The sequence below is a fragment of the Pseudomonas sp. JAI120 genome (assembly GCF_014207255.1).
Taxonomy (GTDB): Bacteria; Pseudomonadota; Gammaproteobacteria; order Pseudomonadales; family Pseudomonadaceae; genus Aquipseudomonas.
This window is the reverse complement of sequence record NZ_JACHCZ010000005.1, coordinates 337928-364059: the sequence shown is the minus strand read 5'-3', so window position 1 is coordinate 364059 and position 26132 is coordinate 337928. Positions and strand designations below refer to the sequence as shown.

General features: G+C 64.1%; 14 protein-coding genes. 11 read left to right on the top strand and 3 right to left on the bottom strand.

What is annotated here, in order from left to right:
• Positions 1 to 21: 21 nt before the first annotated feature.
• The gene (locus HDC32_RS25250) at positions 22 to 948 is read left to right on the top strand and encodes a FecR family protein (RefSeq protein WP_184745975.1); all 927 of its coding nucleotides are present in this window, start codon (positions 22 to 24) and stop codon (positions 946 to 948) included.
• Positions 949 to 1009: 61 nt separating this feature from the next.
• Here HDC32_RS25250 and HDC32_RS25245 read toward each other — a convergent pair whose 3' ends face one another.
• Both HDC32_RS25245 and gspH read right to left on the bottom strand, forming a co-directional pair.
• Positions 1010 to 1621: a type II secretion system protein GspJ gene (locus tag HDC32_RS25245; protein WP_184745973.1), complete on the bottom strand. Its 612-nt coding sequence runs from the start codon at positions 1619 to 1621 to the stop codon at positions 1010 to 1012.
• On the bottom strand, positions 1618 to 2070 hold the full coding sequence (gene gspH / locus HDC32_RS25240) for a type II secretion system minor pseudopilin GspH (RefSeq protein WP_184745971.1): 453 nt from the start codon (positions 2068 to 2070) through the stop codon (positions 1618 to 1620). The genes HDC32_RS25245 and gspH overlap by 4 nt, the downstream gene beginning before the upstream one ends.
• 93 nt (positions 2071 to 2163) lie before the next feature.
• Between gspH and HDC32_RS25235 the strand changes: the two genes are divergently transcribed.
• Positions 2164 to 2595, top strand: coding sequence for a type II secretion system protein N (locus HDC32_RS25235; RefSeq protein ID WP_184745969.1), 432 nt, complete (start codon positions 2164 to 2166; stop codon positions 2593 to 2595).
• Here HDC32_RS25235 and gspI read toward each other — a convergent pair.
• Positions 2582 to 2947: a type II secretion system minor pseudopilin GspI gene (gene gspI / locus HDC32_RS25230; protein ID WP_184745968.1), complete on the bottom strand. Its 366-nt coding sequence runs from the start codon at positions 2945 to 2947 to the stop codon at positions 2582 to 2584. The genes HDC32_RS25235 and gspI overlap by 14 nt on opposite strands.
• A 148-nt stretch (positions 2948 to 3095) precedes the next feature.
• On the opposite strand from gspI, the gene gspG reads away from it, so the two are divergent.
• The 9 genes from gspG (at position 3096) to HDC32_RS25185 (ending at position 25205) form a co-directional block, all read left to right on the top strand.
• Positions 3096 to 3545 (top strand): type II secretion system major pseudopilin GspG, encoded by a 450-nt coding sequence (gene gspG, locus HDC32_RS25225; RefSeq protein ID WP_099491840.1) that lies wholly within the window; start codon positions 3096 to 3098, stop codon positions 3543 to 3545.
• Positions 3546 to 3553: 8 nt separating this feature from the next.
• Entirely contained in the window at positions 3554 to 4432 is an 879-nt protein-coding gene (gene gspK / locus HDC32_RS25220) for a type II secretion system minor pseudopilin GspK (protein ID WP_184745966.1), read from the top strand.
• The gene (gene gspL / locus HDC32_RS25215) at positions 4429 to 5499 is read left to right on the top strand and encodes a type II secretion system protein GspL (RefSeq protein WP_184745964.1); all 1071 of its coding nucleotides are present in this window, start codon (positions 4429 to 4431) and stop codon (positions 5497 to 5499) included. Before gspK ends, gspL begins: the two co-directional genes overlap by 4 nt.
• Positions 5492 to 6004, top strand: coding sequence for a type II secretion system protein GspM (gene gspM / locus HDC32_RS25210; RefSeq protein WP_131700673.1), 513 nt, complete (start codon positions 5492 to 5494; stop codon positions 6002 to 6004). The genes gspL and gspM overlap by 8 nt, the downstream gene beginning before the upstream one ends.
• A complete protein-coding gene (gspD, locus tag HDC32_RS25205) occupies positions 6001 to 8319 on the top strand; it encodes a type II secretion system secretin GspD (protein ID WP_184745962.1) in 2319 nt (772 codons plus the stop codon). The genes gspM and gspD overlap by 4 nt, the downstream gene beginning before the upstream one ends.
• Before the next feature lie 172 nt (positions 8320 to 8491).
• Complete coding sequence (gspE, locus tag HDC32_RS25200; protein ID WP_131700675.1) at positions 8492 to 9910, top strand: type II secretion system ATPase GspE; 1419 nt, start codon at positions 8492 to 8494, stop codon at positions 9908 to 9910.
• Positions 9910 to 11121: a type II secretion system inner membrane protein GspF gene (gspF, locus tag HDC32_RS25195; protein ID WP_184745960.1), complete on the top strand. Its 1212-nt coding sequence runs from the start codon at positions 9910 to 9912 to the stop codon at positions 11119 to 11121. Before gspE ends, gspF begins: the two co-directional genes overlap by 1 nt.
• A 412-nt stretch (positions 11122 to 11533) precedes the next feature.
• Positions 11534 to 12718, top strand: coding sequence for a substrate-binding domain-containing protein (locus HDC32_RS25190; protein WP_184745958.1), 1185 nt, complete (start codon positions 11534 to 11536; stop codon positions 12716 to 12718).
• Positions 12719 to 12923: 205 nt separating this feature from the next.
• The gene (locus HDC32_RS25185; protein ID WP_184745956.1) at positions 12924 to 25205 is read left to right on the top strand and encodes a filamentous hemagglutinin family protein; all 12282 of its coding nucleotides are present in this window, start codon (positions 12924 to 12926) and stop codon (positions 25203 to 25205) included.
• Positions 25206 to 26132: the final 927 nt, after the last annotated feature.

The following is a 26132-nucleotide window of genomic DNA, read 5'->3' as shown; positions in this document are numbered from 1 at the left end:
AAACCGTGAGTATTTGCGCGCTTGAACATTTTTAGCCTCTCCGCCGCCCGGCACTCCGCCGCCAGCCCCCTGCACGATGAAGCCCGCGACTGGCTGGTCCTGCTGACCTCGGGCCGCGCCACCGTGGCCGATGCCAAGGCGCTCAAAGCCTGGTGTGCGCAAAGCCCCGAGCACGCCCAGGCGTTCGAGCAGGCCAAGGCGATGTGGCAGCAGTTGGCACCGGCGCTTGAGCAGGTATCGCAACCGCGCAGTTTCGGGCGCCGTGCATTCCTGGGCGGCGCGATTGCCGCATCGGCCGCTGTGGTGATGGTGCAGGTCGGCTCCCCCGGTGGTTTTGCCGGCCTCACGGCGGACTATCGCACCGACGTCGGCGAACAACGCCAAGTGCTGTTGAGTAACGGGGTCAGCCTGGAACTCAATACCCAAACGCGCGTGAGCCAAGTGGGGCAGGGCCTTGAATTGCTTGAAGGCGAAGTCGAAGTGATCGCCCATTCCGCACAGCCGCTCAAGGTGCTGGCGGGCGAAGGCTGGGTGAGCGCGGCGCAGGCACGTTTCAACCTGCGCAACACCGACCGCACGGTGTGCGTGACCTGTATCGAAGGGTGGCTGTCGGTGGACGTTGCCGGGCGCAGCGTGCGCCTGGAGAGCGGCCGGCAATTGAGCTACGACGCGGCCGGCATGGGCGAACCGGTGGTGGTGGACACCCAGGCGGTCGTGGCCTGGCGCGAACAGGTGCTGGTCTTCAACAACGCTACCCTGGCCACGGTGGTAGACGAGATCAACCGCTACCGGCCGGGGATGTTGGTGCTGCTCAACAAGGAACTCGGCCAACGGCGCGTACAGGCGCGCTTCAGCCTGCAGCAACTGGCGGGGGTGGCGTTGTTGATTCGGGATGCGTACGGGGCCAAGTGTACGGAGTTGCCGGGTGGGGTGGTGTTGTTGAGTTAGAAGTACCTGCCTATTTTCAATCTGATAACACGGTATCTACGGGGGGGCGTGTTTGGGACGGCTATCTCAGTGGCCCCACCACCTGCCGATACTTCTCCACCCCCTGCGGCGTCTCCCGCACCAAACTGATCTCCAGCCCCAACGGATCCTCACGCCGATTCCCGCTCAACTGCCGCCAGCCCTTATCCGCCTCCCACACCCGCACCTGCAAATCACGGACCCCGCTCAACACCACCACGCCATCCTTCGCCGCCGGCAGCGGATAGCGGTCTCGCGCGGGGGCCGCGGCGCGATACAAACTGTCGCCCTTGAGCCACCAGCGTACCCGTTGCAGGCCATCGCCGGCGACGGGCGCGCTGCGAATGATGTCCAGCCGAAAGCCTTTGCTGTCGGAACTGCGCACGGTGACCGCCGCCAGTCCATCGACCTTTTCTGCACTGTTCTTTGAGGGACCCGGGGCGTTCAGTTCGACGCTGGCGCGCAGGCTGATGTCGCGCTGCATCTGGTTCAGTGCGCGCAGCAGCACTTCGGTCTGTTCGCTGCTCGCTTGCAGGTGCTGGTCGGCGCGGGTGACGCTGTCCAGTCCGCGCCAGGCGATCACGCTGACCACGGCCATGAGCATGATTGCGACCATCACTTCGATCAGGGTGAAGCCTTGTTCGGATCGGTTCATGGCTGGCTCACCACGCGCATCAAACCGGCGGTGTCGCGTTGCAGGCTGAGGCTGTGTTGGCCGTCGGACAGCACGATGCGCACGGGTGGGTTGATCCATTCGGCGTCGAGCACCAGGGTTTGCCGGGGTTCGATATTGATCTGCATCGGCGTGCTTTCCCACAGGCGCGGGCGCAGTTGGGTGTCGTCCTGGAAGGCCTCGACGCCGCTGCCATCGTCGGTGCGGCGGTTGAAGCGAAAGCCCTTGGCGTCGGCGCGCCAGGTGATCGGACGGCCGTCCGCGCGGGCTTCGGCCTGGGCCACTTGCAGCAGTTGGCTCAGGCGCTCGGCGTCTTTGCGCAACAGGTGCAGCGGGTCGGGCTTGATGGTCAGGCTGATGGCGGCGCTGGCGATGCCGATGATCACCAGCACCACCATCAACTCGATCAGGGTGAAGCCTTGCTGTTTCATCGTTAGGCCCCTCGAAAGCTGGTGAGCTTGTGAAATAAAAACGTGCGAATTGGCCTGTAGGCTGGTGCCATGGACAAACAGGAGGTCCTTCCCATGGCATTTACCCTGCGTTTTTCACCTGCCCACGGTGTGCAAATCGTGGCGTTGCTGGCGGCGTTGGCCGGTGTGGCGGTCTGGACGCCGCTGTTGCTGACGTCCGCCGAGTCCCATACGCCCCAGGCCACGCCCCAGGTGCTGGCGGCGCGCAGCGATAACCCGGCGCTGCAATGGTTTTCCAATGTGCCGGCGGCGTTGCAGGTCAAAGTCTCTGGGGTGCTGGCCGGGGCGCGCGGTGCGGTGGCGATCCTCAGTCTCAACGACGGCCCGCCGCGCAGTTTCCTGCTGGGCGAGCGCCTCAGCCCAGGTGTACGGCTCACGGCCATCGAAGGCGACGGGGTCGAGATCGAGCGCGGCGGCGAGAAGCTGCGCGTCAACCTCGACAAATTGCCCGATGGGCCGGCCTTGCCGCGGCTCACTCGGCCCTGACCTGTGTCTCCACGCGGGCCAGCGGCGGCGCCTCGCGGCTGGCGTCGAGCACCTGCACGTTGACTTGAAACAAGCGGCCATCGCGACTGATGGTTTGCTCACATCGCAGTTTCAAGCGCCCCTGGTCACAGCTGAAGGTCTTTGTGCCGTCGCGCAAATGCCCCTCCAGGCGCAACTCCGCCAGGCGACTCTGTGCCGCCAGCAATGCCATGGATTTGTCCCGCAGCAGGCCGTTGCTTTGGGTCATCAACCCGGCCACGCGGATGGCAGCGGCCATCGCCACAGCGATGATCGCCAGCGCCACCAACACCTCGATCAGGGTAAAACCTTGCTCCTTGCGACGGCCGTACATGGCGTTCTCAAAGCCGGGAAACAGGCCCGCAGACTAGCGCCGGCAGTTGACCGATTGGCGACCGAAACTCCCGAGGATTTTCAATACGACTGACATGTGTTCTTGCAACACTGCGCCACGAAATGTACCCAAGCCAAGGAATGTCGAGATGGATATCGCGCGCCTAACATCCCCATTGCCAGGCCCTCGCGGCCAGCGTGGCTTCACCTTGATCGAGATCATGGTGGTGGTGGTCATCCTCGGGATCCTCGCCGCGATGGTGGTCCCCAAGGTCCTCGATCGCCCGGACCAGGCACGGGCCACCGCCGCGAAGCAGGACATCGGTGGGTTGATGCAGGCGTTGAAGCTGTATCGCCTCGATCACGGCACCTACCCGAGCATGAACCAGGGCCTGAAAGTGCTGGTGGAACGCCCGGCGGATGCCAAGAACAGCACCTGGCGCGCCTACCTCGAGCGCTTGCCCAACGACCCCTGGGGCCATCCTTATCACTACCTCAACCCGGGCGCCAACGGTGAGGTCGATGTGTTCTCCCTGGGCGCCGATGGCCAACCGGATGGCGATGGCGTCAATGCCGATATCGGCTCCTGGCAGTTGTAAGGCGCGCCATGAAACGGTATTCGCCCCCAGCGGCGAAGCAGCGCGGCATGGCGATTATCAGCGCCTTGCTGATCGCGGCGGTGGTGGCGGTGATCGCCGGCGGCATGCTCACGCGCCAGACCGTATTCACCCGCAGCCTGGAAGCCGAACAGTCGCGCGTGCAGGGCCAATGGCTGTTGCTCGGTGGCCTTGAACGCAGCCGGCAGATGCTCTGGGAGGCACGCCAAAAGGACGTGCTGACCCGCCTTGACCAACCTTGGGCGCGAGCCCAGGCCGGCGTGTTCGAGGGGCGGATTGACGATGAACAGGGCAAGTTCAACCTGCGCAACCTGGTTAACCGCCAGCAGCCCGATGCCGAGCAATTGCAGAGCTTCGAGCGCCTGTGCCGCACCCTGGGCGTGGCCCCGGCCGTGAGCCGGCGCATCAGCCAACGGGTGATCGCGTCCTATGAACAGAAGGGGTTGCCCGCCAAATACCCGATGTTGCGCAGCCTCGACGACCTGAGTGGTCTTGAAGGCCTGACCCCTGAGATGTTGCAGCGCCTGCAGGCGTACATCAGCGTGCTGCCCGGCAATACCTGGGTCAACGGCAACACCGCCAGCGCCGAAGTGCTCAGCGCGGTGGTGCCGCAGCTCAGCCTGTCCCAGGCCCATGGGTTGGTGGCCGAGCGCGACAATGGCCATTGGTTTATCAACCGTGGGGATTTTGTAAACCGCCTGCACTTGCCCCAGGTCGAGTTGGAATCGGTGCAGGTGGGCATCACCAGCGAGTGGTTTCGCTTGCAGGGCCAGGCGCGGCGCGAGCGCCGGTGGGTGACGATTGATGCGCTGCTGCACCGCCCCGAAGACCGTGAGCCCAAGGTGATCTGGTCGCGGGTGGGCGTATGAAACGCTTGCGCATTGCCTTGCCGCCGCTCGATCAGCTTGGCGCCGAAAGCCAGGTTAAATTTGCCTGGCTCGAGCGTGGCGTGGTGGTGTCCGAAGGGCATGAAAGCCTGACGCAATTGGGCAAGCGCCGGCAGGCGGTGGAGTGTTTTCTGCACCCGCGTGACAGCCTGCTCACCAGCCTTGAGCTGCCGCCATTGCCCGCAGCAAAAAACCAGGCGGCGGTGGCCTGTGCGGCGCAGGCGCTGATCCTCGGCCCGGTGGAACAGATGCACGTGGCCCACGGCCCGCGTGAAAGCGATGGGCGCGTGCAGGTGGGCTGGGTGCCCAAGGCCGGGCTGGAACGGCTGGGCCAGGTCTTGGCACAGGGACAGCTCAAGCTACGCGGCCTGTACCCGGCGCCCTATGCCTTGCCGGTGGGGGCGGCGGCGTTGGACGACGGCTACCTGTTGACCCGCGACAGCCTGCAACAAGGCGCTGTGCACCCGCTGGGGTTGCAGGCGCTTGATGTGCCGCTGGTGGCAGAGGCGCAGCGTTGGAGCGGCGCGGTGCCGGCCTGGGGGTTGCACGCGCGCGTCAGCCAAGCGTCTGGCGCCGGATGGGGCAGGGCGCTGGCCTGTGTGGCGCTGGCCGCTGCCATCTGGACCGTCGGCCTCAACCTCTACGCCGCACGCCAGGTCGACGAAGGCCAACGGCTCAAGGCGTTGATGAACCAACAGGTGCGCCAGGCGTTTCCTGAATTACCCGTGGTGCTCAACCCCTTGCAGCAGGCCCGTCAACAGTTGGCCGCGCGCCAGAGCGGTGCGGCTGCCGATTCGGGCCAACGCTTCAGCAGCCTGCTGCAACTGGCGGGCAGCAACTTGCCCTTTATGGTGGGCAGCGTCGATAACCTGAACTTTGAGCAGGGCACCTTGCACCTGGCGTTGCTCGCCGACAGCCGTAACCCGGCGGCCGAGGGCGAGTGGCAGGCCGCGTTGGCCCAGGCCGGTTTTGCCGCCACGCGCGATGAGCAGGGCTGGAGCATCGGCCCGGCGCCGGCCACGGAAAAACCGGAGGCCGGCGATGAATAGGTGGCTGCGCCTGCGCAACCAGGCCCAGGTGTTCTGGAGCGGCCTGGCCCTGCGCGAGAAACGCCTGCTGATCGGCGCCGGGCTGGTGTTGGCGAGCCTGTTGACCTGGCTGGTGCTGGTGCAGCCGGCGTTGAAAAAGATCGACTACTGGCAGGCCGAAACCCCCAGGCTGCGCGCCCAGGCCGAAGCCTTGCGGGTGCTGTTGCAGGATGTCGCCGCGCCGCGCCAGGCCGACGAAACCGCGTTGCGCCAGGCCCTGGACACTGCCGGGCTGCAAGGGCATTACCAGTTGCAGGTGCTGGACGCCGGCGGTTGGCGCCTGACCTTCGACAATGCCCCGGCCGACGCTGTGGTGGGCTGGCTGCTGGGCAATCCCCGTTCATTTTCCCTGGAGGTGTCCGAGGCGCGTTTGCAACGTGCTGCGGATGCCGTCGATAACTCGGCCGGCACTGTGTCCGGGACCGTTCGCATGGATCAGGCGCTTGGCGCTAAGGAAGCTTCATGAAGTGGTCAGTCCTCCCTTTTCGCAAGGCCGCGCCGTTGCTGTTGCTGGCCCTGAGTGCGTGCAGCAGCCCGTCAACTACGCCGTTACTGGTGGACAGTGAACTTGGCCAACCCCTGGCCGACACCCGTCGCAGCGGCGACACCGTACTGGATCGCCAACGCGAGCCGGCCCCCAAGCCTGCCGTACAACACCGGGTCACCAACAGCGTCCGAGGCCAGGCCCCTGCGCCCGTCAAGGCGCGTAACCCGCTGGGTGACCAGCCGGTGCAGCTCAACTTCGTCGATGCCGATATCCAGGCGGTGGTGCGCGCGCTGTCCCGTGCCACCGGCCAGCAGTTCCTGGTGGACCCGCGGGTAAAAGGCAACCTCACCCTGGTCAGCGAAGGTCAGGTACCGGCGCACCAGGCCTACGACATGCTGCTGGCGGTGCTGCGCATGCAGGGCTTCAGCGTGGTGGATGTGGGCGGCGTGGCCCAGGTGGTGCCGGAGGCCGATGCCAAGTTGCTCGGCGGGCCGATCTACAGCGCGGGCAGTAGCGGCATGCAGACGCGCACCTTCCGCCTGCAATACGAAAATGCGGTGAACCTGATTCCGGTGTTGCGTCCCATCGTGTCGCCGAACAACCCGATCAACGCCTACCCCGGCAACAACAGCATCGTCATCACCGACTATGCGGAAAACCTCGCGCGGGTCGCCCAGATCATCAGTGGCATCGACACTCCCAGCGCCATCGATACCGATGTGGTGCAGATTCAAAACGGCATCGCCGTGGACATCGCGGCCATGGTCGCCGAACTGCTGGAAACCCAGGGCGCCGACCAGACCCAGAAGATCAACGTGGTCGGTGACCCGCGCTCCAACTCGATCATCATCCGTTCCGGCAGCCCCGAGCGTACCGAATTGGCGCGCAACCTCATCTACAAGCTCGACAATGCCCAGAGCAACCCCAGCAATATGCACGTGGTGTACCTGCGCAACGCCCAGGCCGCCAAGCTGGCCCAGTCGCTGCGCGGGCTGCTCACCGGTGAGAGCGATTCCGGCGTGAGCGACGACGCGCGTGGCAAGCTCAGCGCCATGGGCGGCAATGGCAATAACGGCCAGGGCACGAGCACTGCCCAGAACAGCAGCGGCACGCCCACCGGCAGTGGCGTGCAGTCGGGCTATGGGCAAACCACCGGTTCCAGCACCAGCACCAGTACCGGCAATACCGCCAACGAGCAGGACACCGCGTTCAGCGCCGGCGGCGTGACCATCCAGGCCGACGCCACCACCAACACCTTGCTGATCTCCGCGCCGGACCCGCTGTACCGCAACCTGCGCGAAGTGATCGACATGCTCGACCAGCGCCGCGCCCAGGTGGTGATCGAAAGCCTGATCGTGGAAGTGGGCGAGGACGATGCCACCGAGTTCGGCGTGCAATGGCAGGCCGGCAACCTGGCGGGCAGAGGCGGCTTCGGCGGGGTGAACCTGGGGGGCAGCGGTGTCGTGGGCACGCCGACCAGTCCCACCAGTATTGATGTGCTGCCCAAGGGCCTGAATATCGGCGTGGTCAATGGCACCGTGGATATTCCGGGGATCGGCAAGGTGCTCGACCTCAAGGTGCTGGCCCGTGCCTTGAAGAGCAAGGGCGGCACCAACGTGCTGTCGACGCCGAACCTGCTGACCCTGGACAACGAAGCGGCGAGCATTTTTGTCGGGCAGACCATTCCGTTTGTCACCGGCAGCTATGTGACCGGTGGCGGCGGCACCAGCAACAACCCGTTCCAGACCGTGCAGCGCGAAGAAGTGGGGCTCAAGCTGAACGTGCGCCCGCAGATCTCCGAAGGCGGCACGGTGAAGCTGGATATTTACCAGGAGGTCAGCAGCGTGGATTCCCGGGCCTCGGTGGCAGCGGGCACGGTGACCAACAAGCGCGCGATCGATACCAGCATCCTGCTCGACGACGGGCAGATCATGGTGCTCGGCGGGCTGTTGCAGGACGGCTATACCCAGAGCAATGACGCGGTGCCGTGGCTGTCGGATATTCCGGGGTTGGGGGCGTTGTTTCGCAATGAGAAGCGCAGTGTGAGCAAGACCAACCTGATGGTGTTTTTGCGGCCTTACATCATTCGCGACAGTGGCGCGGGGCGTAGCATTACCTTGAACCGCTATGAGTTTATGCGCCGGGCGCAGAGTGGGTTGCAACCGGAACACAGTTGGGCGATGCCGGATGTGCAGGCGCCGCAATTGCCGTCGGTGGAGAAGGCGATTCCGGGAGGGCAGCAGCAAGGGCCGAGGGCAGTCATCCGCGCCGTACCGGTAGGCGCACGGCCATGAGCCTGCTGTTCGCTGGGCCAAATGTGGGAGGGGCGGTGCGACGATTCGACTTGCCCCCGATAGCGGTGGGTCAGTTTGTACACCTGTGGCTGACACACCCTCATCGGGGGCAAGTCGAATCGTCGCACCGCCCCTCCCACATTTGCACTGTATATTCCTGTGGGAGAGGGGTATGAGCCTGCTGCCCTACGCCTGGGCCAAATCCCAACGCATCCTCCTGCGCCCCGGCGAGGACGGCATGCTGCTCACCGTCTGCCCCTCCACCCCCGGCTGGTCGATCAGCGAAGTGCAGCGCCAGTTCGGCCAGTCGCGGGTTGAGCAGGTACGCGACGACGAACTCGACGGCCTCCTCGCCAGCGCCTACGCCGACACCGGCAGCGCCGCCGCTGTGGTGGGCGCGGCGGAAAACGAGGTCGACCTCGACCGCCTGATGCAGGACATGCCCGAGATCACCGACCTGCTCGACACCCAGGACGGCGCGCCGGTGATCCGCATGATCAACGCCTTGCTCACTCAGGCGGCGCGGGACGAGGCCAGTGATATTCACATCGAGCCGTATGAAACCCATTCGGTGGTGCGCTACCGCGTCGACGGCACCCTGCGCGATGTGGTGTCGCCGCGCAAGGCGTTGCATGGCGCGCTGGTGTCGCGGATCAAGATCATGGCCCAGCTCGACATCGCCGAAAAACGCCTGCCCCAGGATGGTCGTATCGCGCTGCGCGTGGCCGGGCGGCCGATTGATATTCGTGTGTCGACGGTACCCACCGGGCACGGCGAGCGCGTGGTAATGCGCTTGCTCGACAAACAGGCCGGGCGTTTGCAGCTGGAGACCCTGGGCATGGAGCCGCAGTTGCTGGCGCGCCTCGACACCTTGATTCGCCAGCCCCACGGCATCGTGCTGGTCACCGGGCCCACGGGCAGCGGCAAGACCACCAGCCTGTACGCGGCGTTGGCACGGCTGGATGCGAGCACCAGCAATATCCTCACCGTGGAAGACCCGGTGGAATACGACCTGCCGGGCATCAGCCAGATCCAGGTCAACGCCAAGATCGACATGACCTTTGGCCTGGCCCTGCGAGCGATCCTGCGCCAGGACCCGGACATCATCATGATCGGTGAAATCCGCGACCTGGAGACCGCGCAAATCGCGGTGCAGGCCTCGCTCACCGGGCACCTGGTGCTGGCGACCCTGCACACCAACGATGCGGTATCGGCGGTCAACCGCCTGATCGACATGGGCGTCGAACCGTTCCTGTTGGCCTCGTCACTGCTGGGCGTCCTGGCGCAACGCCTGGTCCGCCGCCTGTGCCCGCATTGCAAACAGGAAGACCCGGCCGCGCCCGGTACTTGGCGTCCGGTGGGCTGCGCGCAGTGCAACCAGATTGGCTACAGCGGGCGGACCGGTATCCATGAATTGTTTTGCGTCGACGACGAGGTACGCAGCTTGATCCACCAGGGCGCCGGCGAGCAGGATCTGCGCGTGGCGGCGCGTCGGGCGGGGATGTTCAGCATGCGTGAGGACGGCGAGCGCTGGGTACGCAGCGGCGCCACCGCGCCCGAAGAAATCCTGCGCGTGACACGGGACGCCTGATGAATCGCTACCGCTATGAAGCCGCCGATGCCAGCGGCAAAGTCGAGGCCGGGCACCTGGAGGCCGACAGCCAGAGCGGAGCGTTTGCGGTGCTGCGCAGCCGTGGTTTGACCGCGCTGCTGGTGCAGGTCGAGGGCGGTCAGCAAAGCGCCGCCGGCAGCAGCCTGTTCAGCGCCAAACTGTCGGACAACGACCTGGCCTGGGCCACGCGGCAACTGGCGAGCCTGCTCGGCGCCAGCCTGCCCTTGGAGGCGGCATTAAGCGCCACGGTGGAGCAGGCGGAGAAAAAACACATCGCCCAGACCCTGTCTGCCGTGCGCGCCGATGTACGCGGCGGCATGCGTTTGGCGGATGCGTTGGCGGCACGGCCTCGGGACTTTCCGTCGATCTACCGCGCACTGATCGCGGCGGGGGAGGAGTCCGGTGACCTGGCCCAGGTGATGGAACGCCTGGCCGACTACATCGAGGAACGCAACAACCTGCGCGGCAAGATCCTCACCGCGTTTATCTACCCCGGCGTGGTCGGGCTGGTGTCGATCGGCATCGTGATTTTTTTGCTCAGCTACGTGGTGCCCCAGGTGGTCAGCGCGTTTTCCCAGGCGCGCCAGGATCTCCCCGGGCTGACATTGGCGATGCTCAATGCCAGCGACTTTATCCGTGCCTGGGGCTGGTTGTGTTTCGGCGGGATTGTCGGTGGGTTTTGGGGTTGGCGCCTGTACCTGCGCAACCCCGTGGCACGCCTGAACTGGCACAGCCGCGTGCTGCGCTTGCCGCTGATCGGGCGCTTTGTGCTGGGCCTGAATACCGCACGATTTGCCTCGACCCTGGCGATTCTCGGCGGTGCCGGCGTGCCGCTGTTGCGGGCGCTGGAAGCGGCGCGGCAAACCCTGTCCAACGAGCGCCTGAGCCAGTGCGTCAACGATGCCACGGCCAAGGTGCGCGAAGGCGTCAACCTGGCCCCGGCGCTGGCGGTGGAAAAAGTCTTCCCGCCGGTGCTGATCCACCTGATCGCCAGCGGCGAAAAAACCGGCTCGCTGCCCCCGATGCTGGAGCGGGCGGCGCAGACCCTGTCGCGGGATATCGAACGGCGGGCCATGGGCATGACGGCGTTGCTGGAGCCGCTGATGATCGTGGTGATGGGCGCGGTGGTGCTGGTGATCGTAATGGCGGTGCTGTTGCCGATCATCGAGATCAACCAACTGGTGACCTGAACACACCAAAAAACCAATGTGGGAGGGGGCTTGCCCCCTCCCACATTGGACCCTGTCTGTTCAGTTGATGTTGGGGCGGGCCGGTATCGCCAGACCCCAACCTCGGGTTCCTCATTCCGTCACATCCAGGCCCCGCGTCACAGCCCGCGCCGCCTTGACGAAACCCACGCTGAAACCTCGCTGTCACCTGCCGCCAAACCGCTCAAAACCGTGACCAAAACACCCGAGAATCTTTTTAAAATCAAGCCCTTCCTCCCGAGGTTTTTTCCTATAACCGTCATCGGAAACTGCGACTTTCTCTCCATGGTTTTCACCCCCGGCCACCCCCGCAACATGGCTTGGGACCGAAGCCATGGCGTCATGCAAGAGCCATCTACCCCAAACGTACAAACACGACGAAAGGAGATTCTTCATGTTTAAGCGCAACGTTCTCGCGGTATCCATGACCCTCGCTGCACTGTGCTCGGCACAGGCTGCAATGGCTGACATCAACGGCGGTGGTGCCACCCTGCCACAAGCGCTGTACCAGACCTCCGGCGTACTCACCACCGGTTTCGCCCAGTACATCGGTGTCGGCAGCGGTAACGGCAAGGCAGCCTTCCTGAACAATGACTACACCAAGTTCCAGGCTGGCGTGACGAACAAGAACGTGCACTGGGCGGGCAGCGACTCCAAGCTGAGCGCCACTGAGTTGTCGACCTACGCGTCTGCCAAGCAACCGACCTGGGGTAAGTTGATCCAGGTGCCATCGGTGGGGACTTCGGTTGCCATTCCTTTCAATAAAAGCGGTTCCGCCGCTGTAGACCTGAGCGTTCAAGAGTTGTGCGGCGTGTTCTCGGGACGTATCAAGACCTGGGACGGGATTTCCGGTTCTGGCCGTACCGGTCCGATCGTTGTGGTTTATCGCAGCGAAAGCAGCGGCACCACTGAGCTGTTCACCCGTTTCCTGAATGCCAAGTGCAACGCAGAAACAGGCAACTTCGCCGTCACCACCACCTTCGGCACCAGCTTCTCCGGTGGCTTGCCTGCCGGCGCCGTTGCTGCTACTGGCAGCCAAGGTGTAATGACTGCCCTGGCCGCCGGCGATGGCCGCATCACCTACATGAGCCCGGATTTCGCTGCCCCGACATTGGCCGGCCTGGACGACGCTACCAAAGTGGCTCGCGTGGGCAAAAACGTCGCCACCAACACCCAGGGCGTTTCGCCAGCCGCCGCCAACGTGTCTGCCGCCATCGGCGCAGTACCGGTACCGGCTGCCGCTGATCGTTCCAACCCGGACGCCTGGGTTCCAGTCTTCGGCCCAGACAACACCGCCGGTGTGCAACCTTACCCAACCACAGGCTACCCGATCCTGGGCTTTACCAACCTGATCTTCAGCCAGTGCTACGCCGATGCCACCCAGACCAGCCAAGTGCGTGATTTCTTCACCAAGCACTACGGCGCCTCCAACAACAACGATGCAGCCATCACCGCCAACGCTTTCGTTCCGCTGCCAACCGCTTGGAAAGCCACCGTTCGCGCCAGCTTCCTGACCGCGAGCAACGCCCTGAGCATCGGCAACACCAACGTCTGCAACGGTATCGGTCGTCCGCTGTAACCCACGCTTTCAACGACCTGCACCATCTGATCAGCAACGGCCTGTGCCGTTGCTGATTTTTGCGTTTGTGCGGTTTTTCGACCCGTTAACAGCCCTATATGAACTTTGCATGACAGAAGTTCAGTCCCGCCCCTCGCCAACCGCCTAACCCTCATACGTGAGCCTGTCTTGCTCCCTGCGTGATAACAAAGAAGGAAGATCCCCGATGGTCCGCTGCAAATCACCGGTAAACCTGAAAGCCCAAGAAACTGTCCTGCGCCTCAAGCCCCTGGCCCAGGCCATTGCCTTGTTGATGGTGGCGGGCAATGCCCATGCGGCCACGGCGTTCAGTTCCAGCTGGTTTGCCGAGAAAGGTGCGAGCCAGGCGACGACGGCGGCGCGGATCAGTGCCGGGCAGGTGCCGGGGGTTCCTTCTCTGAACCAGCAGGCGCGGGTCAACCAGCAGTTGGCGCGTTCCATCAGCACCTTGAACACCAGCGTCGCGGCGATTGCGGCGCAGCAGGCAGCACAAGCGGCGGGGCGTCAGGCGGCGTTCGGCCAGGTCTCGACGATTCCCGATGGCCTCGGCAAAGGCGGCCTGCAGGTGGATAACAGCCTGACCCAGGGCTGGACCAACGCCAAGGGCCCGACCCAAACCCAGTCCGGTGGCAAGACCACGGTGAGTATCGAGCAGACCGCCGACAAGGCGATTCTCAACTGGGAGACGTTTAACGTCGGGCGCAACACCACGGTGGATTTCCAGCAGCAGTCCAGTTGGGCGGTGCTCAACCGCGTCAACGACCCGAATGCACGGCCCAGTGAGATCCAGGGCCAGATCAATGGCGCCGGCACGGTGATGATCGTGAACCGCAACGGCGTGGTCTTCAGTGGCACCAGCCAGGTCAACGTACGCAACCTCGTTGCTGCCGCTGCGAACATCACCGACCAGCAGTTCACCCAGAGCGGTATTTACGTGGATGGTAACGGCACCCAGCCGACCTTCACCGACGCGGCAGGCAAGGTCGAGGTGCAGCGCGGTGCGCTGATCCAGACCCACAACCCGGCCACTTCGACGGATGCGGGCGGCTATGCCTTGCTGCTGGGTTCGGAAGTGGACAACGCCGGTACTATCAGCACCGCGAAGGGCCAGACCACCCTGGCTGCCGGCGACAGCTTCTACATCCGCAAGGGTGTCGGTACCACTGGCAACGACCGCTCCACCACGCGCGGCAATGAAGTCGCCACCAGCCTCAAGGCTGGCAGCAGCGCCGGCAAGGTCAGCAACAACGGTCTGATCATGGCGTCCACCGGGGACATCACCCTGACCGGGCACCAGGTGCAGCAAAATGGCGTGGCCCTGGCCAGCACGTCGGTGGACACCCGTGGCACGATCCACTTGCTCAATTCCGCCACCGACACCACCGGCAGTGTGACCCTGGGCGAGGGCAGTACCACTTCGATCCTGTTGGACAGCAGTGGCAGCACTGCGCTGAACAGCCAGCAAAGCAATGGCCTGATCAAGCTCGACGGCATGCCCGCCAACTTGATCACCGGGCAGTTCAACAACCTCAGTGCGGTGGCCGACCGTACCGACCAGTCGCGCATCGAGATCGTCAGCGGCGGCACCGTGGATTTCCAGAAAGGCTCGATCACCCTGGCCACCGGTGGGCAGGTCGCGGTCAGTGCCGCCGGGCGTAGTCTGGTGCGCGATGGGGCGATGATTGATGTATCCGGGGCTGTCGGCGTCAAGGTGTCGATGGAGTCCAACAACATCAAGATCAACGTACAGGGCAACGAGCAGCGTGACGCGCCGGTCAACCGTGAAGACGGGAAGCTGATCAACAACGATGTGTGGGTCGACCTGCGCGATCTGGTGTTTGTGCCCGCAGGCACCAACGGCTATGCAACGGATCGCTGGTACACCGCCGGCGGCCTGCTGGAAGTCGGTGGTTACCTTGGCACCCAGGGCCACTCGGTGGGTGAGTGGATGGCCCAGGGCGGCACCGTGACGTTTACCGGCAAGGATGTGGTGACTCAAAAGGGCGCGCAGATCAACCTCTCGGGCGGCACCGTGGACGTGCAGGCCGGGTATATCCAGCAGACCTGGCTCAAGGGCCCGGACGGGCGCCTGTATGAGCTGTCCAACGCGCCGGGGGATATTCTCTATTCCGGGTTCTACAAGGGCTACGAAGACACCAGCAAGCGCTGGGGCCAGACCGATTACTACTACAACCCGATGATCGCCAAGCAACGCCGTTTCGAGAGCGGTTACACGGTGGGCCGCGATGCGGGCAAGCTGGTGGTCGGCACCACCAGCGCGGTGCTGGAAGGCCAGGTGGTCAGCGATGTTTTCCAGGGCGATCGCCAGACCCAGGTGCCGAACATCAACCTCGACGGTTACCAGCAATCCCAGAAGGCCATGGCCCAGCGCGCGCAGTTGATCATTGGCGGGTACACGCCCGTCTACAACAAGACCACCGGCACCCTGCGTTATGCGCTGACCGGCACTGCCGATGAAGTGTTGATTGACCGCAACACGCAGAAAATCGCCGACGGCCTGGACCTCACCACCGCATTGCCGGCGGATCGCCAGGGCAAGATGGTGCTCGACAGTGATCAGCTCAATGGCTATCAACTGGGGGCGATCAAAGTCGGTGTGACGAATCAGATCAAAGTCGGTGTCACGCAACAGATCACCGTCAAGGGTGCGCTCAATGTGGCGGACGGCGGCGAGATCACCCTGTTCGGGCCTGTGGTCAACATCAACGCCAACCTCACGGCCCATGGCGGCACCATCAACTCGGGTAACATCCTCAATCAGGTCAATCTCAATTCCGGCAATGCGCTCGACGATGTGATCCTCGCGGGCAGCGGGCGGGTCGATGTGGCCGAAGGCGTCAAGCTGGACGCCACCGGGCGTTGGAACAACCTGATGCTGGACCCGAACAACCGCGAAGGCGTGGCGTATGTGAACGGCGGCAAGGTATCGCTGCGCGGCACCGGCAACGTGAACCTGGCGGCCGACAGCGTGGTGGATGCGTCTTCCGGGGCCACCCTCGGCGTGGATGGCAAGCTCACCGGCGGCAAGGGCGGCGACGTGACCTTGGGCGCGCTCGGCTCCTTGGTGCTGGACGGCGAGATTCGCGGCTATGGCGTCAATGGCGGCGGCACCCTGGCGTTGCAGGCGCGCAAGGTACAGATCGGCGAGAGCGCCACCGCGCCCGACGTCGGTACCGTGCAACTGTCGGGCGATTTCTTCAACAAGGGCTTCTCGGCCTATGACATTACCGGCAACGAAGGGCTGCTCGTCACGAATGGCACTCAGGTGGATGTCACTACACCGGTCTACCGTTTGGGCGAGCAGACGCTGGCCGCGCCGAGTGGCAGCGACCCCGCCACGGCCTTGGAGCGCTGGACGCCGGCGCTCTACCAAGAAAACCCGACCCAAGGCGTTCTGACCCAGCGTCGCGGTGCCAGCCTCACGTTGACGGCCGGCTCCAAGGATTCCACCGCCGCACAACTGGCGACCACCGCCTTGACTGTGGGCCGGGGTGCGGTGATCAACGTCGACCCCGGCCAGGGCATCAACCTGCGCAGCGTCGGCCAATTGACCCTCAATGGCAGCCTCAATGCCTGGGGCGGCAGTGTCAGCCTGGGCGGACTGAGTGTGTCACCAAAGGCCTGGGAACAGCCGATCGCCGCTGGCCATGACCGCTCGATCTGGGTGGGCGAAGATGCGTTGATCGACGTTGCATCGCGAGCGGTCACGGCGGTGAGCAATCGGGGCAACGTGTACGGTCAGGTCCTCAATGGCGGCAAGATCAGCATTGGCGGCGATATCAACCTGACCACCGGGATTGCCAGTGCCGGCGATGTGTTTGTGGTGGTCCGTGAGGGCGCGCGCCTGGACGCGTCCGGTGCCCAGGCGATGCTCGACGTGCCCGGTCAGGGCCGTGTGCCGGTGTCCAGCAATGGCGGCAGTATCAGCTTTGCGTCGAACAACGGCCTGTACCTGGACGGCAGCTTCGTTGCCCGTGCGGGCGGGGCGGGGGCGGCGGGCGGCAGCTTGGCCCTTGCGCTGGAAAGCCCGTATTACCTCAAGGCCGGCGTCAACGACAGTGTGCTCAAAGTGCGTGAACTGGTGCTCAGCCAGACCCATCAAACCAGCCCGAACGCCAGCCTGGAATACGGCCATGGCCATCTCGGGGTGGACCAGGTCACCGCCGGCGGCTTTGACAATCTTGCGCTGCTCAGCAACGGCTTGCTGAGTTTTGACGGTGATGTGTCGTTGAGCATGGGCCAGAGCCTGCGCCTGTACGGTGGCAGCTATAACCTCAGTGAAAACGCGGCGGCCAGTTCGCGGGTCAACCTGTCGGCGCCATACCTGTTGTTGGCCGGCCTGCTCGCACCCGCAGAAACCGGCAAGGAGGCCTATACCCGTGCAGTGCCGGTTTTGCCCAATCCATCGGTGCTGGCCACCACGGCGCAGTTCAACGCCAACGCCAACCTGATCGACGTGCGTGGCAATGTGGTGTTCGGCAACAAGAGCTATCTGTTGCGGCCCGACAACAGCCAGGCCAGTCTTGAACGGCGTGGGTTTGATGATGTGCAACTGACCAGCCAGGGCGACTTGCGCTTCCTGGCGGGGGCGGGGGCAGATGTGATTGCCCAGGGCATCAGCACGCAATTAGTGACCAGTGGTGACATGACCCTGCGTGCGGCGCAGTTGTACCCGGCGACTGAAGTCGGCGCCCGGGTACTGGCGGGCTATGTGAATAATGCTGCCAGCAATGGCACAGGCTTCAATTACGATCCGACACGCACCCTGACCATCGCACGCACCGGTGACAGCAATGCCGCCATGCCTTACTCGGCCTTTGGTCGTCTGCAATTGGGCGGGCCCACCATCAAGCAGGGCGGCGTGGTGCGTGCGCCCCTGGGGCTGATCGAGATTGGCAACCTGGGCTCTACCAACGTGCAACTGCTGCCGGGCAGCATCACTTCGGTGAGTGGCAAGGGCTTGGTATTGCCTTACGGCGGTACCGTGGATGGCCAGATCTACAAGTACAACGGCAAGACAGTGACGTTTATCGGCCAGGGTGGCGGCAACAGTGCGGGCAGCCTGAACGTTGGGGTGATTCTCGGTGGCCAGCAGTTGACGGTGCTGCCGCAGGCGACGGTGGATCTGTCCGGCGGTGGCGAACTGCTCGGCGCCGGATTTACTTCCGGGCGCGGGGGCTCTACCGATGCACGTTACAACCCACTGGTACAGTTCGGTGCGAACGGCGGGTTTGTACTGCCGGGTCTGAGCACCAACCCGATCTATGCGATTGTGCCGGGCGTGCAACCGGGCTATGCACCGGTGGCGCCGGAAGGTGGCGCGGTCGATCCGTTGATCGGCCAGCAGATCACAATCGGCGCCGGCGTGCCGGGCCTGTCGGCCGGCACCTATACCCTGATGCCGTCCACCTATGCGTTGATGCCTGGGGCTTTCCGGCTCGAGATCAACGGCCTGGCCGGGATGGGCGCCGACGGTGCGACCCAGGCGTTGCGTAATGGCTCATGGGCCACGGCAGGGCGCTTGTCCATCGCCAATACCGGTATCAGCAACAGTACGGCCAGTCAGGTGATTCTCACGTCGGCCGATATGTTGCGTCGTTACTCCCAATACAACGAAACCGGCTACGCACAGTTCGCCGTGGCCGACGCCACCAGGCTTGGTGTACCTCGGGCACTGCTGCCGGTGGATGCCAAGACCCTGCAACTGGCCCTGCGGCCAGGCGCAGGTGCGGATGCCTTTTCGTTCCAGGGGATCGGCCGCTTCGAGGCCGCTGATGGCGGTTACGGCGGTACCGTATCGCTGATAAACGAAGAAAAGGGCAGCTTGGGAATGGACATCGAAATTGTCGCGGCAGGCAACGCGGCTACCGCCAATTTCAAAGGCATTACGGTGGATGCGGACAGCCTGAATGCAATGGGCGCGGCTCGCCTGCTGATCGGTGGAGTGACCTATGTCACGTACGGCCAGGGTGGCAACTACATCAACCTCCCCAGCAGTATCACCAGTTCCATGATCCTGCGCGACGGCGCGAAACTGGCGGCACCGGAGGTATTACTGTTGACCTCCACCGGAAAAATTACGCTCGAACAAGGCGCCTCGATCAACACGATAGGCCAGGGCAAGGCCAGCTACGACGCACGTGACGGTTTTATCTACAACCTGAGCAATGTGCTGGCGGTGTCCAACGGTTTGCTCAACGTAGTCGCCGCGCCGTCATTGGGCGAAGTCATCAGTGGGGGCATCCAGTTAGGCGTGTGCAACAGCGCGCCCTGCAGCGGCCAGACAGCCCTGTATTCCGAAGGCAGCATCGTTACCTTGACCGACAGCTCCCTGCAGATGGGCGATGATGTGCGCTATGGCACCCGCCACCTGAACCTGGGTGTGTCCAGCATCAACGTCGGCAGCCCCGAAGCCCTGGCCGATGCAGCCGCCAACAATCGCCTGCCGGTGGGCATGACCCTCAACCAGCAAGTGCTGGAACGCCTGCTGCGCGGTGACACCCAATTCGGCGCCCCGGCGCTGGAAACCCTGCAACTGTCGGCGCGTGACAGCTTTAACTTCTACGGCACCACCACCCTGGACACTTACGACGCCGTGACCGGCAAGTCGTTGCTGAGCAACCTGATGCTGTCCACGCCGGCGATCTACGGCTCTGGCGGCTTGAACGACGTGGCGACTATCCACACCGCCAACCTGATCTGGCAAGGTGCCGTCGCGCCGCCTGTGGCGGCGGTGACCGGCGGTGCCGGCAGCGGCAGCGGGCGCCTGGATATCAATGCCGAGCGTATCGAATTCGGCTATGGGGATTTTGCCCAGCCGAGCACGACCAAGACCTTCGACCGCCTCGCCCTGGGCTTTGCCAACGTCAACCTCAATGCCAGTGAGCGCATCACCGCCAACCACAAGGGTAGCCTCTCGGTGTACCAGAGCCAGGGCGCGTTTGATGCGATCAAGGGCTTTGCCTACAGCGGCGGCAACCTGAATATCCTCACGCCGCTGATGACCGGTGAGGCCGGTTCGGTCAACCGTATTACCGCCGGTGGCGCGATTGATGTCAGCGCCTCGGCTGGCGCAGTAGGCAAGGTGGACGGCATCGGCGGCGAATTGTCATTGCAAGGCGATAGCCTTCGCCTGGCCACTGCCGTGGTACTGCCCAGCGGCAAGGTCACCTTGGGCGCGCGGGGCGACGTGGTATTGACCGATGCCGCCTCGATTGATGTGTCCGGCCGGGCCATTGCCTTCAATGACTTGACCAAATACAGCGCAGGCGGCGAGGTTTTGCTGGAGAGCCGTGCCGGCAATGTGCAGCAGGCCGCCGGTTCGACCATCGACCTGTCGGCGCAGCACAACCAGGCGGGCAAGTTGCGCGCGGTGGCGGTGGACGGCGCTGCAGGGATCGTCGACCTGGCAGGCAAGATCATCGCCGGCAGCAGCGGTGACTACGATGCCGGTGGCACGCGGGTGCCATACCTCGCGGGTGCGGTGGAGATCCAGGCCCAGCGCCTGGGCGGCAGCGGTACGCTCAGCGACCAGTTCGCAGCGCTCAACCAACGCCTCAACCAAGGCCAGGTTTACGGTGCGCGTAGCTTCCAGCTCAAGCAGGGCGACCTGACCATCGGCAATGACGTCAAGGCCAACAGCGTCAACGTCTCGATCGACAATGGCAGCCTGCGCGTGACCGGCCTGGTGGATGCCAGCGGCGAGCGCGTGGGCAGCATAAACCTGGCCGCCAAGCAGGGCCTGACCCTCGACGGCAGCGCCGTGCTGGACGCCCATGGCACACAATTGCGCGTGGACAGCTACGGCAAGATCATCGATTCGCCTAACCGCGCCATCGTGGTCCTCAGCTCAGGCCAGGGCCAGTTGACCCTGGCCAACGGCGCGCGCATCGACCTGCGCCATGGCACCGAGGCCGCGACCGGCAATGACGGGCGCAGCCGTGGCACGCTGGAACTCAACGCGCCGCGCGTGGGCGGCAATGACATCGCCATTGACGCCAGTGGGCAGTTGACTATCCAAGGCGCGCGTTCGATTGCGCTCAACGGCATGAGAACCTACGACGATGCCCCGACCAACACCGATGAAACGCCCAATGGGCGCCCGTACCAAGTGATTGATCAGGACTACCTCACGAAAGTCGTCGATCCAGCAAATACGAATTTCATCAACGCCGCGCGTGTTAACAGCAACTTGCTGCAGAAGCTCGCCGGCTTGAACAACGCCACGTACGGCGATGTGTTCCACCTGCGCCCCGGCGTAGAGATCATCAGCAAAACCCCGGATGGCGACCTGGTGGTGCAGGGCGATCTGGACCTCTCCAGCTATCGTTACGCCAGCCTCAAATCAACGGCCAAGACCGAGTCCGGCAGCCTGACCCTGCGCGCCGGTGGCGACCTGAATATCTATGGCAGCATCAACGACGGCTTTGCCGCGCCACCGGCCACCGACGATGACAATGGCTGGGTGCTGCGCGCCGGTATCGACTACACCGGCGGCACCGTGGTGGTACCGGGCAGCGGCGTGACCCTGGAGGTGGGCACTGTGTTCCCTGCGGGCGCTGCGCTTAATTTCGATGTACTGACCAACCCCCTGTTTCTGCTGCCGGGCACCCGATTGCCCGTCGCGGCTACGCTCAAACAACCGTTGGTACTCCCGGCGGGTACGGTGTTGGCGGCGGCTGTTCGGGATGCCTCGGGCAATGTGCTGTTCGCGGCGGGCACGTTGCTGACTCAGAGCCAGACCCTCGCCATCGGCAGTGTCCTGGATGCCGGCAGCCTGTTGAGCACGTCAGCCAGTGTCGACGGCTTGATCTGGCCCAAGGGCGTGCCATTGGCCACCAAGGTGACCCTGGCCGCCAGCCAAGTGCTGCCCCGGGGCGCCCTGTTGCCGTCGGGGACAGACGTGAAGCTGCCGGGCGGCGTGGAGTCGGTGACGTTGCGTGACGCCGGCCATCCGGGCAAAAACTGGGCAATTGCTCCCATGCTGGAGGAGGGTGCGCAGTCGTGGTCGATTCGCCTGGTTGCGGGGGCCGACACTGAGGCAGCCGACAGTCGCCTGCTGCAACCGCATCCGGTAAGCGGCAATCTGCGCTTGGCGGACAGTCACTATGGGACGTTCGGGAAAGGAGCCCAGGTCTGGACCGAGGAGGGCTCCATGGGGTGGTTCGGCGATGACAGCATGGTAGGCCAACCGGTTGATTTCGATGCAATACAATACCCAGGCGTATGTGACGACCTCCCGGAATACTGCGTTATCAGTGGTGAGGCCTACACGCTGCTGGTGGGCGGCAGCACTCGCTTCAGCGTAATCCGCACCGGCGCTGCAGACCTTGACCTGCTGGCCGCCGGCAACCTGAGCATGGAGTCGCTGTTCGGCGTATACACGGCAGGCAGCTCGTCCACCGGCACCTCGCCCAACGATCCGTATAACCTCAAGCGAGCCCTGGGCAGCAATGGCAAGGTATTGGCTAACGCCGGGGGCAACGAAAAGCTGGTCAACGCAGACACCGGCAGCCTGTACCGTGCCTGGTACCCGGATACGGGCGGCAACTTGCTACTTAAAGTGGGCGGCGACCTGACGGGCAATATCACCAGCCCGGCGCAGAATGGCGTTGGTCGTCCGGTACCCAGCGACCAGGGCCAGGATTCAGCCAACGTCGGCAACTGGCTGTGGCGTCAGGGCAATGGGCTCAGTGGGAGCCAGGCGCAAGCCACCGCCTGGTGGATCAATTTTGGTTCCTACGTCGCCACCGACCGTTCGGACCAGATGGTCGGGTTCACCGGGTTTGGCACCCTGGGAGGCGGCAACCTGAATGTTGATGTGGGGGGCGATGCAGGACTTATCAGCCCTGTCTCGTCAGCAGCTCTGAACGTCAATCGCCGCAGCCAAGGCCTGGTACTGGCAGTCGGCAGCACCGGTCGGGTCGGGGCCGATGGCAGTGTACAACTGACGGGTGGCGGTGATCTGAACCTGCGGGTCGGCGGAGCGGTTAACCCCGCCAGCCAGACCTTTGCAGAGCACCTCAATGGTGCGCTGGTGAACCTGCGTGGGCACGTGCAATTGACCGGCGGCGCCCTGGGCAGTCTGACGCTGCGGTATGGCAATCAACTCAAAAACCAGAGTCCCAGTGAGGTACGCGCCTACGATCCGTTGCGCGCCACTTCGGCCTTTGCTGCGGGAGGTTTGAGCCTGTTGCCGGGCGACGCCACTTTCAGCCTGTCCACCCGTGGCGACCTGGTGTTGCAGGATGTCGCCGACCCTGGGCGCGCGCCGCAGATGAACGCCTTGAGCTTCGTCAATAAGGGGGTCAACGGGATTGGGCAAAGCTGGTTCAGCCTGTGGACCGACCGCACAGCAGTGGACCTGTTCTCTGCCGGGGGCAACCTCACGCCCCTGACCCAGACCCTGGAAACCGATATGGCGGCGGTCTATCCCGCGACATTGCGCGCGGTTGCCGCTAACGGCAGTCTCTATTACGGCAGCGCCTCGACCAGTAATCCTGGCGACGTGCAGCCGCTCAGGGCGTTGGTACTCGCACCTTCGTCCAATGGGCAACTGGAATTGCTGGCCGGTGATTCGATCTCCGGCGGCGATCTGACGATCAGCCGCTCCAGTGCAGCACCCGATAGCCTGGCGACTATTCTGCGTCCGGCCTTCGCCGGTTTCCTGACTGATCAAAAAACGGCAATAGTGGGCAGTGGCAATCTTTCCAGCGATGGCAACCTTGCCACCTTGACGGTGTCTCCACTGTTTGCCTTTGGCCCCAACACCGCCAGCATGGCTTGGGGTGATGCCCTGGAGCCCGCGCGTTTCTATGCGCTGAGCGGGGACCTGCTGGGCGTCAACAGTGGGCGTGCCCTCACGATCACGGGGGCAAGTGACGCTCGGCTCGGGCAAACCTTTTACGAAGGCGCAGGCCCGGTGTGGATGCAGGCCGGGCGCGATATTGTCGGCAGCGGCACGCGCTTGAGTGGTGCCAGCGGTGGTGTCACGGACACGGGGCAATACACCTTCATCGGCAACCTGTTCGTACACAACAGCCCCACCGATATCTCCATCGCCAGCGCCGGCCGCGACATCCTCTACAGCAGCTTCAACGTTGCCGGCCCCGGCACCCTGGAGCTGACGGCGGGGCGCAATATTCAGATGGAAGACAAAGTTGCGGTGAACAGCCTTGGCGCTGTCGCGGCCGGCGACAGCCGCCCTGGCGCAAGCATCGTCATGCAAGCCGGCATGGGCCCCAATGGTCCGGATTACCGCCGCTTCGTCGAGGCCTACCTGAACCCCGCCAACCTGGCGCAACCGGGGGAATCCCTGCAAGGCGCCAAGGTGGCCAAGACTTACGAAAACGAGCTGGTTACCTGGCTCACCGAACGCTTCGGCTTTGCTGGCGACAGCGAACAAGCCCGTACCTACTACGCCGCACTGCCCGCCGAACAACAACGGATCTTCGCCCGCGACGTGTACTTCGCCGAACTCAAGGCCGCCGGCCGTGAGTACAACCAGGACGGCAGTGTGCGCCAGGGCAGCTATGTGCGTGGTCGTGCTGCGATTGCCCGGTTGTTCCCCGAGACCGACGTGGCCGGTAACCCGATCACCTACAAAGGCGACATCACGATGTTCGGCGGCGCGGGCGTGCACACCAACTTCGGTGGCTCGATCCAGATGCTCACGCCGGGTGGCCGCCAGACGTTCGGCATCGAAGGCGCCGCACCGCCGTCCACGGCTGGGGTGATCACCCAGGGCGCGGGAGATATCCAGCTGTACTCCCTGGGCAGCATCCTGCTCGGGCAGAGCCGCATCATGACCACCTTCGGCGGCTCGATCATGGCCTGGACCAGCGCGGGCGACATCAACGCCGGGCGTGGCTCCAAGACCACCGTGGTGTACACGCCGCCCAAGCGCGTCTATGACAACTGGGGCAACGTGAGCCTGTCGCCGTCGGTGCCGAGCACAGGCGCGGGGATCGCCACGCTCAACCCGATCCCGGAAGTGCCGGCGGGGGACATCGACCTGATCGCACCGTTGGGCACCATCGATGCGGGGGAGGCGGGGATTCGGGTGTCGGGTAACGTCAACATCGCCGCCTTGCGGGTGGTGAACGCGGCGAACATCCAGACCCAGGGCAAGTCGTCCGGGGTGCCGGTGTCGGCCACGGTCAACACGGGCGCCATGAGCTCGGCCAGCGCGGCGGGGGCGGCGGCGTCCCAGGCCGCAGAAGACGCGGCGCGCAGCCAGCAGGCGGCGTCCAAACAGGGCCGGCCGTCAATCATGACCGTGGAGGTGTTGAGCCTGGGCAGCGAGCCGTTGCCGCGCGATGCGGAGCCGCAGCAGAAAAACTCCAGCTACAACCCCAACAGCCCGGTGCAGGTGCTGGGCGCGGGGCCGCTGAGTGAACAGGCGCGGGCGCGGTTGACGGATGAGGAGCGTAAGCAGATCAGTTTGTAGAGTTTCATAAGGACCTCTCGATGTACCGTTCGGGGCGATCAGTGATCGCCCCATTTTTTTTGGGAAGCAGAAGGGTGGCGAGCTTATAGCCGAGCGGTATTGGGGGGAGTCGGTTAAAACTGTGGGGGCGACGATTCGACTTGCCCTGTGGAGGCTCGGGAGCCGACGACTCTCTAACGGGTGCCCTGGGAGTGAAATGTGGGAGGGGGCTTGCTCCCGATGGCGGCCTTGGGGCCGATCAGAATGTTGGCGTGGAATGCGTACATATCCGTTGCTGCGGTAACGGCTGCTTAGGGTTCCGCTCTTACAGCGGGTCACTTTTGGAAGAGCGCCAAAAGTAACCAAAAACGCTTCGCCCCAACACTCGGCACCTCGCCGAGGCTCGGTGTGCCCTCACTCCGGCTTTGGAGCGTGGGCCGCCGCGATGGGCCATCCATGGCCCAGCGCGGCTAACCCGGCGTCCTGCCGGGTTACCCACGCTCCAAAGCCTGCGTTCGGGCATACCGAGCCTAGGCGAGGTACCGAGTGGTGGGGCAAGAGCCCTTTGGTTACTTTGGGGCTTTTCCAAAGTGACCCGCTGTAAAAGCGGAACCCTAGGTGGCCGTTACCGCAGCAACGGATATGTACCCGGTCCAATCCAAAAAAAATGGTCGGCCTAGAGGCCGCCATCGGGGGCAAGTCGAATCGTCGCACCGCCCCTCCCACATTTCCAACCGAGTACACCGGGCACAACTCCGCTCAGCTCTAGGGCCGCCAATGCAGCCCCCCGAAAAATTGCCCCCCTCACAATCCCAAATGAAGCTTTCATGACAAAAGTTCGGTAGCTCATCGCCACTTCCGTCTTGCCTATGTAACGCGCTGGAGGCCGCCACGAGCCGCCTCCCCAGCCGTCAGCGGGACGCCAGGAGTGGGGCAATGGGAACTATG